This window comes from Burkholderia sp. ABCPW 11 (assembly GCF_001523445.1).
Classification (GTDB): Bacteria; Pseudomonadota; Gammaproteobacteria; order Burkholderiales; family Burkholderiaceae; genus Burkholderia.
In genome coordinates this window covers 350,639-364,803 of record NZ_LOVM01000002.1, presented here as the reverse complement: position 1 = coordinate 364,803, position 14,165 = coordinate 350,639, and the positions used below count along the sequence as shown (strand labels likewise).

Sequence of the window (14,165 nt, the reverse complement as noted above, 5' to 3'; positions counted from 1 at the left end):
CCGGTACACTACGCGGACCGTGTTCCTGGGGCGATGGTTCTCGATGACGCATTCCGCAGGTTTTTTCCCGGCGAACGATGAGCCGGCGGCGCGTGCCACGGTGCACGCGCTGCGTCCGTCGCTGATCCGCGAGGTCGCAAACGCCGGTTTCGGCGTGCCGGACATGCTGCCGTTCTGGTTCGGCGAATCCGACCGCGTGACACCGGACTTCATCCGCGACGCCGCGGCGGCGGCGCTGCGCGACGGCGCGACCTTCTACACGCACAATCTCGGCACGGCGGCGCTGCGCGACGCGATCGCCGCCTATGTCGGCGCGCGTCACGGTGCGACGGCGGCCGATACGGTGGCCGTGACGAGTTCGGGCGTGAGTGCGCTGATGCTGACTGCCCAGATGCTGGTCGGGCCGGGCGAGCGTGTCGTCGCGGTCACGCCGCTGTGGCCGAATCTCGTCGAGATTCCGAAGATCCTCGGCGCGCAGGTCGAGTGCGTGCCGCTCGGCTATGGCGACGCGGGTTGGCAACTCGATGTCGGCCGGCTGCTCGCGGCGCTGACGCCCGATACGCGGATGCTGCTGATCAATTCGCCGAACAACCCGACCGGCTGGACGATGTCGCGCGACGATCAGCGGGCCGTGCTCGCCCATTGCCGTCGTCACGGCATCTGGCTGGTCGCCGACGAGGTGTACGAGCGGCTTGCATTCGACGAGGGCGGCGCGCCGTCGTTCCTCGATATCGCGTCTCGCGACGAGCGCGTCGTGGTCGTGAATTCATTCTCGAAGGCGTGGGCGATGACGGGCTGGCGGCTCGGATGGCTGGTTGCGCCGGCATCGGTGATGGCCGACCTGTCGAAGCTCGTCGAATACAACACGTCGTGTGCGCCGGGCTTCGTTCAGGCTGCGGCCGAGGTCGCGTTGCGAGACGGCGAGCCGTTCGTGCGGTCGTTCGTCACGGCGCTGCGCGACGCGCGCGATCACCTGGTCGCCGCGCTGCGGACGCTGCCGGGCGTCGACGTGCCGCCTCCGCCGGGCGCGATGTACCTGTTCCTGCGACTGCCGGGCGCGGCCGACAGCCTGGCGTTCTGCAAGACGCTGGTGCGCGACGCGGGGCTCGGCCTTGCGCCCGGTCGTGCGTTCGGCCCGGAGGGAGAGGGGTTCGTGCGCTGGTGTTATGCGTGCGATCCGGCGCGGCTCGACGCGGGCGTCGAGCGGCTACGCCGGTTCCTTGCGCACGGCGCGGGCGCCCGCTGAAGCGGGGACGGAGCGGGCGCCGCGCCGTGCGGCGGCCTGTTCCGCTCATCTTTACGCACCGGGCAATTTTGCGTAATATGGCGTTCAGTCACGCGGTTCCGTCGTTGAGCCGTGCTGTTCCGTCCGGTTTGGGCCTGGCCTGAAGTTGGTTCGCCGCCCCCGGTTCGTGCTCCCATCAATATGACCGATCAGAATCGGGCGAGCGCGTCTTCCGTTCCTTTCGTCTGTTTGTTGATCCGGTTCGTTTGACCACAGGGTCTGGCCTAGCTGCATGAATACCCAAGAGGCGAAGATCGTCCTCGAGACTGCTTTGATCTGTGCGCAGGAACCGCTGAAGCTCGGCGATTTGCGCAAGCTCTTTGCCGACGGCGTGTCGGCTGACACGGTCCGCACGTTGCTCGAAGATCTGAAACAGGATTGGTCCGGTCGCGGTGTCGAACTGGTGGCGCTGGCGACCGGATGGCGCTTTCAGAGCAAGCCGGCGATGCGTCATTATCTGGATCGCCTGCATCCCGAGAAGCCGCCGAAATATTCGCGCGCGGTGCTCGAAACGCTCGCGATCATTGCGTACCGGCAGCCCGTCACGCGCGGCGACATCGAGGAGATTCGCGGCGTCACGGTCAACACGCAGGTGGTCAAGCAGCTCGAGGATCGCGGCTGGATCGAGGTGATCGGTCATCGCGACGTGCCGGGGCGTCCGGCGCTGTATGCGACGACCAAGCAGTTTCTCGACGATCTCGGCCTGAAGGCGCTCGACGACCTGCCGGCGCTCGAAGAGCCGGCCGCGAACATCGAGGCCGCGCTGCTCGCGCAGCAGGCGATGGATTTCGACGGTGACATGCCGGTGGCCAGCGATACGGCGGCCGACATGCCGCAGGCGCTCACGGATGAAGCGCCCGACGGCCAGTCGGCCGAGGTGCCGGCCGACGTCGCGTCGACGCACGAAATTCCGAGTCGCGATACGCTCGACGCCGATCGCGGGCAAACGGAACATACGGAGCAGGTCGGCGCCGAAGCAGTGCCGACCGGTGTGCAGCCCGAGCCGCAGCGTGCGGATTGGAGCGAGGAAGATCGCAAGCCGGCCGCCGAAGCGGCTGCCGGAGACGGAGCGGAAGCGGCCGGCGACATGCCCGGCGAGGCCGATCGGGCCGACGCCTCCCGTTCCGGTCCCGCGGACGACGAGACGCTGGACGACACGTCCGACAGTCTCGCGGATGCCGTACGAAGCGCCAGTGCGCCCATCGGCGCCGACGCGCTGCCGGACGACGAAGCAGAACCCAAACAGCGTCGCGCCTGATCGCGGCCAACTTCTTGCCGCGCCCGCGCCGGGCGCGAGACCTGACATTTTGAGGTTGTTTTGACAGATATCCACGATATTGAATCGTCCGCGCCTGCCGTGCAGGCAGCGCGTGCCGACGATGCGCCGGAGCAGGATGCTTCGGCCGCGGGTGGCGACGAGCGTCCCCGCCGCGGTCTGCGGCGCGGCCCGCGCAGCCTGATCGCGCGGCGTCGCGCGGCGGCCAAGTCGAAGGGCGCCGAAGGCGAGCAGCAGGGCGCCGAGGGCGCGGATGCGCAGCCGGCCGACGCTGCCGACGCGCAGCCGGCGCGTGCGCCGCGCAAGGAAGGCGCGGCCAAGGGCGGCCGCAAGCCGGCCGGCAAGCGTGAAGGCGCGGCCAAGGGTGGCCAGGGCGGCCAGGGCCGTCGCGGTGCATCGAAGGCCGAAGGTGGCTTGGCGAAAGCCATGGAAGGCGATGCGTCCGAGGACGAACTGTTCGCGTACGTGACGTCGCCCGCGTTCGACGCGGACAACTCCGCGGGCGGTAGCGGCGTGCGAGCGCCGATGCTGCGCCGTGGCCGCAATCAGCCTGCGAACAAGCGTGTGCTGTCGCCGGACGACGATGCGCCGAAGCTCCACAAGGTGCTGGCGGAAGCCGGCATGGGTTCGCGCCGGGAAATGGAAGAACTGATCGTCGCCGGCCGCGTGTCGGTGAACGGCGAACCCGCGCACATCGGCCAGCGGATCATGCCGACCGACCAGGTGCGGATCAACGGCAAGCCGGTCAAGCGCAAGCTGCCGAACAAGCCGCCGCGCGTGCTGCTGTATCACAAGCCGACGGGCGAAATCGTCAGCCACGCGGATCCGGAAGGCCGTCCGTCGGTGTTCGACCGTCTGCCGCCGATGAAGACGGCGAAATGGCTTGCGGTGGGCCGTCTCGACTTCAATACCGAAGGTCTGCTGATGCTGACGACCTCCGGCGACCTCGCGAACCGCTTCATGCATCCGCGCTACAGCGTCGAGCGCGAGTACGCGGTGCGCGTCGTCGGCGAGCTGTCCGAAGGGATGCGGCAGAAGCTGCTGCACGGCGTCGAGCTCGACGACGGTCCGGCGAATTTCCTGCGCATCCGCGATGGCGGCGGCGAAGGCACGAACCACTGGTATCACGTCGCGCTGGCCGAAGGCCGCAACCGCGAAGTGCGCCGGATGTTCGAGGCGGTCGGCCTGATGGTAAGCCGGCTGATCCGTACGCGTCACGGCCCGATTCCGCTGCCGCGCGGCCTGAAGCGTGGCCGTTGGGAAGAGCTCGACGACGCGCAGGTGCGCAAGCTGATGGCGACCGTCGGCCTGAAGGCGCCGTCCGAGGAGAAGGGCAAGCGCGGCGGCGCCGGTCCGACCGAGCGTCGCCAGCCCGATCCGATGCAGACGTCGATGGGCTTCATCAGCCGCGAGCCGGTGCTGACGACGCACGGGCAACTCGACCAGCCGCGTCGCGGCGGTGGCCGACGCGGCGGGCCGGGCCTGCCGGGCTTGAGCGGCTACGGTAGCCTGCCGGTTGCGCCGTCGGGCTACGGTAGTCGTCCGGGCGGCGGCCGCGATGGCAATCGCGTAGGTGGCGGGCGCGACGGCAATCGCACCGGCGGCGGTCGCGATGTCGACGGCAATCGCATGTCGTATGGCGCCGGCCCCAAGCGCGATGGCGCGGGCGGCAAGCGCGGCGGCAGCAAGGGTGGCGGCAATCGCAATCCGAACGGCAATCGCGCCGACGGCGGCAACGGCGGCGGCCCGCGCGGCGGTCAGCGTCCGCAGCGCAGTCGTACGCGTAGCCGCTAAGCGTCTATTGACTGGATTGGCGTGCGGCGGCGCGAGGCTGCCGGCTCGCCGGTCCGACCGGCGTTCGGCCGGTTTTGTCGACGCGACGCATTGCATTGATGGATTTCGGCTGCATCTATGATGTCGCGTACCGCGACAACGGCGATCACCGGTTCGATAGTTGGTTTCGGTCGATCGGGCAGCCCGATTTCGCATTTTCGGTCCGTAAAGGCGGCCGGCGCGCTGCTTTTACCGGCTGGCTTGGCGTTTGCGCCAAAAATCGCTATAATCGCAGAGTCGCTGGGCGTACGGATTCAATGTGCGGCTCAGGTGCGACCACCAGTAAGAAGATGGGCGTTCCGCCCATTTTTTTTTGCTGAAACGGTTAGGCATCTCGGGTAGCGCTTCCTGCGCCGGCTAAGGCGCGCGCCCGCGGGTGAATCGCGAGCGGCGGGCGCGAACACCTGAGAGGACACTGTGCAACTGACGGAACTGATAGAAACCACGGTCACCGGGCTCGGCTACGAGCTGGTGGATCTCGAGCGCACCGGGCGCGGCATGCTTTGCATCTATATCGATCAGCCTGCCGGCATCTCGCTCGAAGATTGCGAAAATGTCACGCGTCAGCTCCAGCACGTCTTGACGGTCGAAAACATCGATTACGAACGGCTCGAAGTCTCGTCCCCGGGGCTCGACCGCCCGTTGAAGAAGCTGGCCGACTTCGAGCGCTTCGCCGGCAGCGAAGTTTCCGTGACCTTGAAAAAGCCGCTGGACGGGCGCAAGACGTACCGGGGCATTCTGCACGCGCCGAATGGCGAAACGATCGGTTTGGAATTTGAGGGGAAGAAGGGCGAGGCAGCCATGCTGGATTTCACGCTGGCCGATATCGACAAAGCCCGCCTGATTCCGCAAGTTGACTTTAGGAGCCGCAAATAATGAGTCGCGAAGTGTTGATGCTGGTGGATGCGCTGGCGCGCGAGAAAAACGTCGACAAGGATGTGGTGCTGGGCGCCCTCGAGGCTGCGCTCGCGTCCGCTTCCAAGAAGCTGTTCGACGAAGGCGCCGAAATCCGCGTCCATATCGATCGCGAAAGCGGCGAGCACGAAACCTTCCGTCGCTGGCTCGTCGTGCCCGACGAGGCAGGCTTGCAGGAGCCGGATCGCGAGATCCTGCTGTTCGAGGCTCGTGAGCAGAACCCCGACGTCGAAGTCGGCGAGTATGTCGAGGAACCCGTTCCGTCGATCGAGTTCGGTCGCATCGGCGCGCAGGCCGCGAAGCAGGTGATCCTGCAGAAGGTGCGCGACGCGGAGCGCGAGCAGATCCTGAACGACTACCTCGAGCGTGGCGAAAAGATCATGACGGGTACGGTGAAACGCCTCGACAAGGGCAACTTCATCGTCGAATCGGGCCGTGTCGAGGCACTGCTGCGCCGCGATCAACTGATCCCGAAGGAAAACCTGCGCGTGGGCGACCGCGTGCGCGCCTACATCGCGAAGGTCGACCGCACCGCGCGCGGCCCGCAGATCGAGCTGTCGCGCACGGCGCCCGAATTTCTGATGAAGCTGTTCGAGATGGAAGTGCCGGAAATCGAGCAGGGCCTGCTCGAGATCAAGGCGGCTGCCCGCGATCCGGGCGTGCGCGCGAAGATCGGCGTCATCGCATACGACAAGCGGATCGATCCGATCGGCACCTGCGTCGGCATCCGCGGCTCGCGCGTGCAGGCCGTGCGCAATGAGCTCGGTGGCGAAAACATCGACATCGTGCTATGGTCGGAAGATCCCGCCCAGTTCGTGATCGGCGCGCTCGCGCCGGCTGCCGTCCAGTCGATCGTCGTCGATGAAGAAAAGCATTCGATGGACGTCGTCGTCGACGAAAACGAACTGGCTGTCGCGATCGGCCGCAGCGGTCAGAACGTTCGCCTTGCCGGCGAGCTGACCGGCTGGCAGATCAACATCATGACGCCGGACGAATCCGCCCTGAAGCAGGGCGAAGAGCGCGACCGGCTGCGTGCACTGTTCATGGCGCGTCTCGACGTCGACGAGGAAGTTGCCGACATCCTGATCGACGAAGGCTTCACGAGCCTCGAAGAGATCGCGTACGTGCCGCTCAACGAAATGCTCGAAATCGAAGCGTTCGACGAGGACACCGTGCACGAACTGCGCAACCGCGCACGCGACGCGCTGTTGACGATGGCCATCGCGAACGAAGAAAAGGTCGAGAACGCAGCGCTGGATCTCAAGAGCCTCGACGGCATCACGCCGGAGCTGCTCGCGAAGCTGGCCGAACACGGCGTGCAGACGCGCGACGATCTCGCCGAGCTGGCTGTAGATGAACTGGTCGACATGACCGGGATGGAAGAGGATGCCGCTAAGGCGTTGATCATGAAAGCACGTGAACATTGGTTCCAGTGAGAAATGACCATGGCGCACTGATTTGATGGCGGCCGTATGGCCTGACCCGATGCTAACCGCAAGGAATCGGTCCTTGCACTAAGAGGAATGAATGGCGAGTAACAACGTAGCCCAATTTGCCGCGGAACTGAAAATGCCTGCTGGTGTGCTGCTCGAGCAGCTGCAGGCAGCGGGCGTCCAGAAAGCGAGTGAAGACGATGCGCTGTCCGAAACGGACAAGGCGCGTCTGCTCGATCATTTGCGCAAGTCGCACGGCGCAACCGACGGCGACAAGCGCAAGATCACGCTGACCCGCAAGCATACGTCGGAGATCAAGCAATCTGACGCGACGGGCAAGGCTCGCACCATTCAGGTCGAGGTTCGCAAGAAGCGTACGTTCGTCAAGCGCGACGACGTGAGCGAAGGTGCGGAACAGGGTCAGGCGCAGGTCGCCGAAGCGGACGACGATGCGGAACTGAAGCGTCGCGAGGAAGAAGCGCGCCGCGAGGCCGAGTTGCTCGAGAAGCAGGCGCAGGAGCTGCGCGAGCGTCAGGAGCGCCTCGAGCGCGAGGAAGCCGAACGTCGCGCCCGCGAGGAAGCGGCGGAAGCCGAGCGCCGTCGCGCCGAGGAAGAAGCGGCGGCGAAGCGTGCCGCGGCGGAAGCCGCTGCGGCACGGCAGCAGGCGGCCGCGCAACAGGCCGCCGCAGCCGAGTCGGAAGCACCGAGTGCGCAGTCCGCGCAGGACGAAGCGCGCGCGGCCGCCGAACGTGCGGCGCAGCGCGAAGCGGCGAAGAAGGCCGAGGATGCTGCCCGCGAGGCGGCCGACAAGGCGCGCGCCGAGCAGGAAGAGATCAGCAAGCGTCGCGCGGCGGCGGAAGCCGAAGCACGCGCGATTCGCGAAATGATGAACACGCCGCGCAAGGCCGTGGTCAAGGCACCCGAACCGCCGAAGCCGGTCGAGGCGCCGAAGCCGGCCGAAGCGAAGGGCACGCTGCACAAGCCGGCGAAGCCGGAGGGTGCGCAGGCGCGTCCGGCCGTGAAGAAGCCGGTCGGTGCCGCGGCACCGGCCACGACGCAGGCGCCGGCAGGCGCGGGCGACCGCAACAAGAAGCCGGGCGCAGGCAAGGGCGGCTGGCAGGATGACGCATCGAAGCGTCGCGGCATCAAGACGCGCGGCGACTCGAGCGGCGGTGTCGACCGCGGCTGGCGCGGTGGCCCGAAGGGTCGCGGCCGTCACCAGGACAGCGCATCGTCGTTCCAGGCGCCGACCGAACCGATCGTCCGTGAAGTGCACGTGCCGGAAACCGTGTCGGTTGCGGATCTCGCGCACAAGATGTCGATCAAGGCCTCCGAAGTCATCAAGGTGATGATGAAGATGGGCCAGATGGTCACGATCAACCAGGTGCTGGACCAGGAAACGGCGATGATCATCGTCGAGGAGCTGGGCCACCGCGCGGTTGCCGCGAAGCTGGACGATCCGGAAGCGCTGCTCGTCGAAGGCGAAACCGGTACCGATGCGGAGCAACTGCCGCGTCCGCCGGTCGTCACGGTGATGGGTCACGTCGACCACGGCAAGACCTCGTTGCTCGACCACATCCGCCGCGCGAAGGTTGCCGCGGGCGAAGCGGGCGGCATTACGCAGCACATCGGCGCGTATCACGTCGACACGCCGCGTGGCGTCATCACGTTCCTCGACACGCCGGGTCACGAAGCGTTCACGGCAATGCGTGCGCGCGGCGCGAAGGCGACCGACATCGTCGTGCTGGTGGTGGCGGCCGACGACGGCGTGATGCCGCAGACGAAGGAAGCCATCGCCCACGCGAAGGCGGGTGGCGTGCCGATCGTCGTCGCGATCAACAAGATCGACAAGCCGGAAGCGAACCCCGATCGCGTCAAGCAGGAACTGGTCGCGGAAGGCGTCGTGCCGGAAGAATACGGTGGCGATTCGCCGTTCGTGCCGGTGTCGGCAAAGACGGGCGCAGGTATCGACGATCTGCTCGAGAACGTGCTGCTGCAGGCCGAAGTGCTGGAACTGAAGGCGCCGGTCGAAGCACCGGCCAAGGGCATCGTGATCGAAGCGAAGCTCGACAAGGGTAAAGGCCCGGTCGCGACGATCCTCGTGCAGTCCGGTACGCTGAACCGCGGTGACATCGTGCTGGCGGGTACGGCCTACGGCCGCGTCCGTGCGATGCTCGACGAGAACGGCAAGCCGACGAAGGAAGCCGGCCCGTCGATCCCGGTCGAAATCCAGGGTCTGTCGGAAGTGCCGGGTGCGGGCGAGGAAGTGATCGTGCTGCCGGACGAGCGCAAGGCGCGTGAAATCGCGCTGTTCCGTCAGGGCAAGTTCCGCGACGTGAAGCTCGCGAAGCAGCAGGCCGCGAAGCTCGAAAGCATGCTCGAGCAGATGGGCGAAGGCGAAGTGCAGAACCTGCCGCTCATCATCAAGGCAGACGTGCAGGGTTCGCAGGAAGCGCTCGTGCAGTCGCTGCTCAAGCTGTCGACCGACGAAGTGCGCGTGCAGATCGTGCACAGCGCGGTGGGCGGCATCAGCGAAAACGACGTCAACCTCGCGACGGCATCGAAGGCGGTCATCATCGGCTTCAACACGCGTGCGGATGCTCAGGCACGCAAGCTGGCCGAGGCGAACGGCATCGATATCCGCTACTACAACATCATCTACGACGCAGTGGACGAGGTGAAGGCGGCGATGTCGGGCATGCTGGCGCCGGAGAAGCGCGAAGTCGTCACCGGCATGGTCGAGGTGCGCCAGGTCTTCAAGGTACCGAAGGTCGGCACGGTCGCAGGCTGTATGGTCACTGACGGCATCGTCAAGCGCTCGTCGTCGGTGCGCGTGCTGCGCAACAACGTCGTGATCTTCACGGGCGAACTCGAATCGCTGAAGCGCTTCAAGGACGACGTGAAGGAAGTGAAGCAAGGCTTCGAGTGCGGTATGTCGGTAAAGAACTTCAACGACATCATCGAAGGCGACCAGTTCGAAGTCTTCGAAGTGACCGAAGTCGCACGTACGCTGTAATCGTCGCGTATCGGCTCATGGGCGGGGCAGGCTTGGGCTTGCCCCGCCCATTTTCATGGTGGCGTGCCGAAAATGGCCGCCGCTTCATCCTGATAAACGGATCACGGATCGATCATGTCCAGGAAACGTACTTCCCCCAATCGCAACGTTCAGATCGCCGATCAGATTCAGCGCGATCTGTCCGAACTCATCATGCGCGAGGTCAAAGATCCGCGCATCGGCATCGTGACCATCCAGAGCGTGGAACTCACGCCGGACTATGCGCACGCGAAGGTCTACTTCACGGCGCTCACCGGCGATCCGGAGAAGACGCAGGAGGCGCTGAACCATGCGTCGGGTCACCTGCACAACCTGCTGTTCAAGCGCCTGCACATTCATACGGTGCCGACGCTGCATTTCCATTATGACCAGACGATCGAGAAGGCCGTCGAAATGTCGCGCCTGATCAAGGAAGCGAACTCCACGCGCGCGAAGGACGACGACGAGGCCGACGTGCCTGCCAAGGACGACTGAGCTCGACCGGCCTATGACGAATGCTGCACCCCAACGTCCGCGCGTGCCCCGGCGCGTGCTGGACGGCGTTCTTCTGCTCGACAAGCCGGTCGGCCTGTCGAGCAACGATGCGCTGATTCGTGCGAAGCGCCTGCTTCTCGCGAAGAAGGCCGGTCACACCGGCACGCTCGATCCGTTGGCCTCGGGCCTGCTGCCGCTGTGTTTCGGCGAAGCGACCAAGTTCTCGCAGGACTTGCTCGACGCCGACAAGACCTACGAAGCGACGATGCGTCTCGGCCAGCGCACGGCCACCGGCGACGCCGAAGGTGACGTGATCGACACACGCCCCGTCGAATGCGATCGTGCGGCGGTGGAAGCCGCGCTCGTGCGCTTCACCGGCGACATCGTGCAGGTACCGCCGATGTATTCGGCGCTCAAGCGCGACGGCAAGCCGCTGTACGAATATGCGCGGGCCGGCCAGACCGTCGAGCGGGAAGGCCGCAACGTGACGATCCACGCGCTGGAACTGCTAGCCTGCGAGCTGCCCGACGTGACGTTTCGCGTGACCTGCAGCAAGGGCACGTATGTGCGCACGCTGGCGGAGGATATCGGCGAGGCGCTGGGTTGCGGCGCGCATCTGACGATGCTGCGTCGCACGGGCGTCGGTGCGCTGACGCTCGAGCACGCGGTGACGCTCGATGCACTGTCGGACGCTGCCGAATCGGCGCGCGATGCATGGCTTCAGCCGGTCGACGCGTTGCTGTCGACGTTTCCGGCCATTCGGCTCGACGACGCGTCCGCGAAGCGGTTCCTGCACGGCCAGCGCCTGCCGCTGTCGGCGCTCGAGCCGATCGACGCGGCCGAAGGCGAGCGCGTGCGGGTGTACGACGCAACGCGATTGCTCGGCGTGGCACGCAAGGCGAATGGCGTGCTCGCACCGGAACGGCTCGTCGTGACGGCGCAATGATGCAGCGACGCACGCACGTGTACGCAGCGGAATGAAAAAGGCCCGGTCATTTTCGACCGGGCCTTTTGTTTGGCGTGATCGCGCCGTGATGCTGCTGCCGGGTGGCGCTCAGTGCGCCGCCGACGCCGCCGCACCGGCATCGCCGCCGCCCGCGCGTTCGGGCTTGGTGATCCAGATCAATCCGATCAGCAGCACGAAGATCGCGGCGGAAATGTAGAACAGATCGTTTACGCCGAGCTGCGCAGCCTGCTGCGTGGCCATGTTGTTGATCAGGCCGTGTGCCTGTTCCTGCGTGAGCCCGAGATTACCCATCTGAGTGACGGCCTGATTGAACGTCGGGTTGTACGGATTCGTCTGTTCGACCAGTTGCGCGTGGTGGAAGTTGTTCCGATGATCCCACGCGGTCTGGAAGATCGACGTACCGATGCCGCCGCACATGATCCGCACGAAGTTCGACAGGCCGGACGCCGCTGGAATGCGGTGGCCGGGTAGCCCGGACAACGTGATCGAGACGAGCGGGATGAAGAAGCCCGCCATCGCGATACCCTGCACGAGCGTCGGCAGCGTCAGCGACCATTCGTCGACGCCGGTCGTGTAGCGCGAACGCATCCAGAAGCACAGCGCGAACGTGAGGAATGACGCCGTCGAGATGAAGCGCGGATCGGTGCGCGGCAGGTACTTCCCGGTGAGTGGCGACAACAGGATGGCGAACAACCCGACCGGCGCCATCACGAGGCCGGCGTCGGTCGCGGTGTAGCCGATTTGCGTCTGCAACCACAGCGGTAACAGCACGAGATTGCCGAAGTACAGGCCGTAGCCGATCGACAGCGCGACCGTGCCGCCGGTGAAGTTTCGTATGCGGAACAGCGACAGGTCGACGACCGGGTGCTCGGCGGTCAGCTCCCAGATCACGAAGAACGCGAACGCGATGACGGCGGTCAGCGCGAGCACGACGATCGTCGTCGACGCGAACCAGTCCAGATCCTTGCCCTTGTCGAGCATGATCTGCAGCGAGCCGACCCAGACGACCAGCAGCGCGAGGCCCACGCCGTCGATCGGCGCACGGCGCACGGCCGACTCCCGATTCCGGTAGATCACCCACGTCGCGGCGGCGGCGGCGATGCCGACCGGGATGTTGACGTAGAAGATCCACGGCCACGAATAGTTGTCCGAGATCCAGCCGCCGAGAATCGGGCCCGCGACGGGTGCGATCAGCGTCGTCATCGCCCATAGTGCGAGCGCCATCGGCGCTTTCGCGCGTGGATAGCTCGACAGCAGGAGCGCTTGCGACAGCGGAATCATCGGGCCCGCGACGGCACCCTGGAGCACGCGCGACGCGAGCAGGAATGGCAGGCTCGGCGCCAGCCCGCACATCCACGACGAGATGACGAACAGGATGATCGACGCGAGGAACAGGCGGACTTGCCCGAAACGCTCGGTCAGCCAGCCGGTCAGCGGCACCGAGATTGCGTTCGCGACCGCGAACGACGTGATGACCCACGTGCCCTGATCGGACGACACGCCGAGGTCGCCCGAGATGGTCGGGATCGCGACGTTCGCGATGGACGTGTCGAGCACGTTCATGAACACCGCGAGCGATACCGCGATCGTCCCGAGCAGAAGTTGTCCGCCCTGCAGGGGCGGATGGGAGACAGGAGCCTGTGCCATGTCGGTTGTCTTTCCGGAGTCGGAACGGTTACATCATTTTCGCGGCGCTGCTCTGCTTCGCCGCGACCGGCGCCGACGCGTTGCCGCCTGCGTTTTCGGCGATGATGCGCGCGATTTCGGCATCGGCTTCGTCGCCGTATTTCGCGAACACGTTGGTCTCGTAGACGGTGTTCGGTGCGTTGACGAGCTGGTCGCCGCGTTCGTCCTTGATGTCCACGTCGACCTGCATCGACAGGCCGATGCGCAGCGGGTGCTTCTCGAGATCCTTCGGGTCGAGCTCGATCCGCACGGGCAGGCGCTGCACGACCTTGATCCAGTTGCCGGTCGCGTTCTGCGCGGGCAAGAGCGAGAACGCCGAGCCCGTGCCGGCCGAGAAGCCGACGACCTTGCCGTGGTACGTGACCGACGAGCCGTAGATGTCGGCCGTCATCTCGACCGGCTGGCCGATGCGCATGTGCTTCAACTGGACTTCCTTGAAGTTCGCGTCGACCCACACGGCATTGAGCGGGACCACCGACATCAGCGGGTTGCCGGGCGACACGCGCTGGCCGACCTGCACCGAGCGCTTCGCGACGTAGCCGGTGACCGGCGCCGGCAGCACGTTACGCGCGTTCGCGAGGTACGCGTCGCGCACCTTCGCGGCGGCGGCCATCACGTTCGGGTGCGATGCGATCGTCGTGTTCGCGGTCAATGCGCGATTCGATGCGAGCTGCTGTTGTGCGGCGTCGACCGATGCCTGCGCGGCCTTCACCGCGTCGCGGGCGTGCGAGATTTCTTCCTGCGATACGGCGCCCGTCTGCGCGACGGCCAGGCGGCGACGCAGGTCGTCCTGGGCCTTCGACAGGTCCGACTGGCGCAGCGCGACTTGCGCGCGGTACTGGTCGTCGTTGACGAACAGGCCGCGCACCTGGCGCACCGTCTGCGCGAGGTTGGCTTCCGCCTGCTGCAGCGCGACTTGCGAATCGGCCGGATCGAGCACGACGAGCGGATCGCCGGCCTTGACCGTTTGCGTGTCGTCCGCCTTCACGGCGATCACGGTGCCGGTGACCTGCGGCGTGATCTGCACGACGTTGCCGTTTACGTACGCATCGTCGGTGTCTTCATGGAAGCGGGCGACGAGGAAGTAGTACAGGCCGTATGCGATGGCCGCGATCACGATGACCGCGACGAGCAGCGTCATCATTCGTTTGCGCTTGCCGTTGTTCTGCGGCTGCACGCTGGCGGCGTTTTGTTGGTCGCTCATGGCGATTTTCTCCGTCCTTTATTTCGAGTGTCTGCGT

The 14,165-nt window shown here is 65.9% G+C and carries 10 protein-coding genes; 8 read left to right on the top strand and 2 right to left on the bottom strand.

Annotated elements, in window-relative coordinates:
* Nucleotides 1–43 precede the first annotated feature (43 nt).
* The 8 genes from WS61_RS02335 to truB all read left to right on the top strand — a co-directional run bounded on the left by WS61_RS02335 (nucleotide 44) and on the right by truB (nucleotide 11,217).
* Nucleotides 44–1,246 (top strand): pyridoxal phosphate-dependent aminotransferase, encoded by a 1,203-nt coding sequence (locus tag WS61_RS02335; protein WP_059499062.1) that lies wholly within the window; start codon nucleotides 44–46, stop codon nucleotides 1,244–1,246.
* 271 nt (nucleotides 1,247–1,517) lie between these two features.
* A complete protein-coding gene (gene scpB, locus WS61_RS02330) occupies nucleotides 1,518–2,543 on the top strand; it encodes an SMC-Scp complex subunit ScpB (RefSeq protein ID WP_059499061.1) in 1,026 nt (341 codons plus the stop codon).
* 60 nt (nucleotides 2,544–2,603) lie between these two features.
* Entirely contained in the window at nucleotides 2,604–4,355 is a 1,752-nt protein-coding gene (gene rluB, locus WS61_RS02325; protein WP_059499060.1) for a 23S rRNA pseudouridine(2605) synthase RluB, read from the top strand.
* A 456-nt stretch (nucleotides 4,356–4,811) separates the two neighbouring features.
* Nucleotides 4,812–5,270, top strand: a complete 459-nt coding sequence (gene rimP / locus WS61_RS02320) for a ribosome maturation factor RimP (protein WP_059499059.1) — start codon at nucleotides 4,812–4,814, stop codon at nucleotides 5,268–5,270.
* A complete protein-coding gene (gene nusA, locus WS61_RS02315) occupies nucleotides 5,270–6,745 on the top strand; it encodes a transcription termination factor NusA (protein WP_059499058.1) in 1,476 nt (491 codons plus the stop codon). Before rimP ends, nusA begins: the two co-directional genes overlap by 1 nt.
* A 91-nt stretch (nucleotides 6,746–6,836) precedes the next feature.
* On the top strand, nucleotides 6,837–9,758 hold the full coding sequence (infB, locus tag WS61_RS02310) for a translation initiation factor IF-2 (RefSeq protein ID WP_059499057.1): 2,922 nt from the start codon (nucleotides 6,837–6,839) through the stop codon (nucleotides 9,756–9,758).
* A gap of 114 nt (nucleotides 9,759–9,872) precedes the next feature.
* Complete coding sequence (rbfA, locus tag WS61_RS02305) at nucleotides 9,873–10,271, top strand: 30S ribosome-binding factor RbfA (protein ID WP_053525271.1); 399 nt, start codon at nucleotides 9,873–9,875, stop codon at nucleotides 10,269–10,271.
* Between the two features lie 13 nt (nucleotides 10,272–10,284).
* Nucleotides 10,285–11,217, top strand: a complete 933-nt coding sequence (gene truB / locus WS61_RS02300) for a tRNA pseudouridine(55) synthase TruB (protein WP_059499056.1) — start codon at nucleotides 10,285–10,287, stop codon at nucleotides 11,215–11,217.
* Between the two features lie 108 nt (nucleotides 11,218–11,325).
* Here truB and WS61_RS02295 read toward each other — a convergent pair whose 3' ends face one another.
* Both WS61_RS02295 and WS61_RS02290 read right to left on the bottom strand, forming a co-directional pair.
* Nucleotides 11,326–12,885, bottom strand: coding sequence for a DHA2 family efflux MFS transporter permease subunit (locus WS61_RS02295; RefSeq protein ID WP_059499055.1), 1,560 nt, complete (start codon nucleotides 12,883–12,885; stop codon nucleotides 11,326–11,328).
* A 28-nt stretch (nucleotides 12,886–12,913) separates the two neighbouring features.
* Nucleotides 12,914–14,128, bottom strand: coding sequence for an HlyD family secretion protein (locus tag WS61_RS02290; protein WP_059499054.1), 1,215 nt, complete (start codon nucleotides 14,126–14,128; stop codon nucleotides 12,914–12,916).
* Nucleotides 14,129–14,165: the final 37 nt, after the last annotated feature.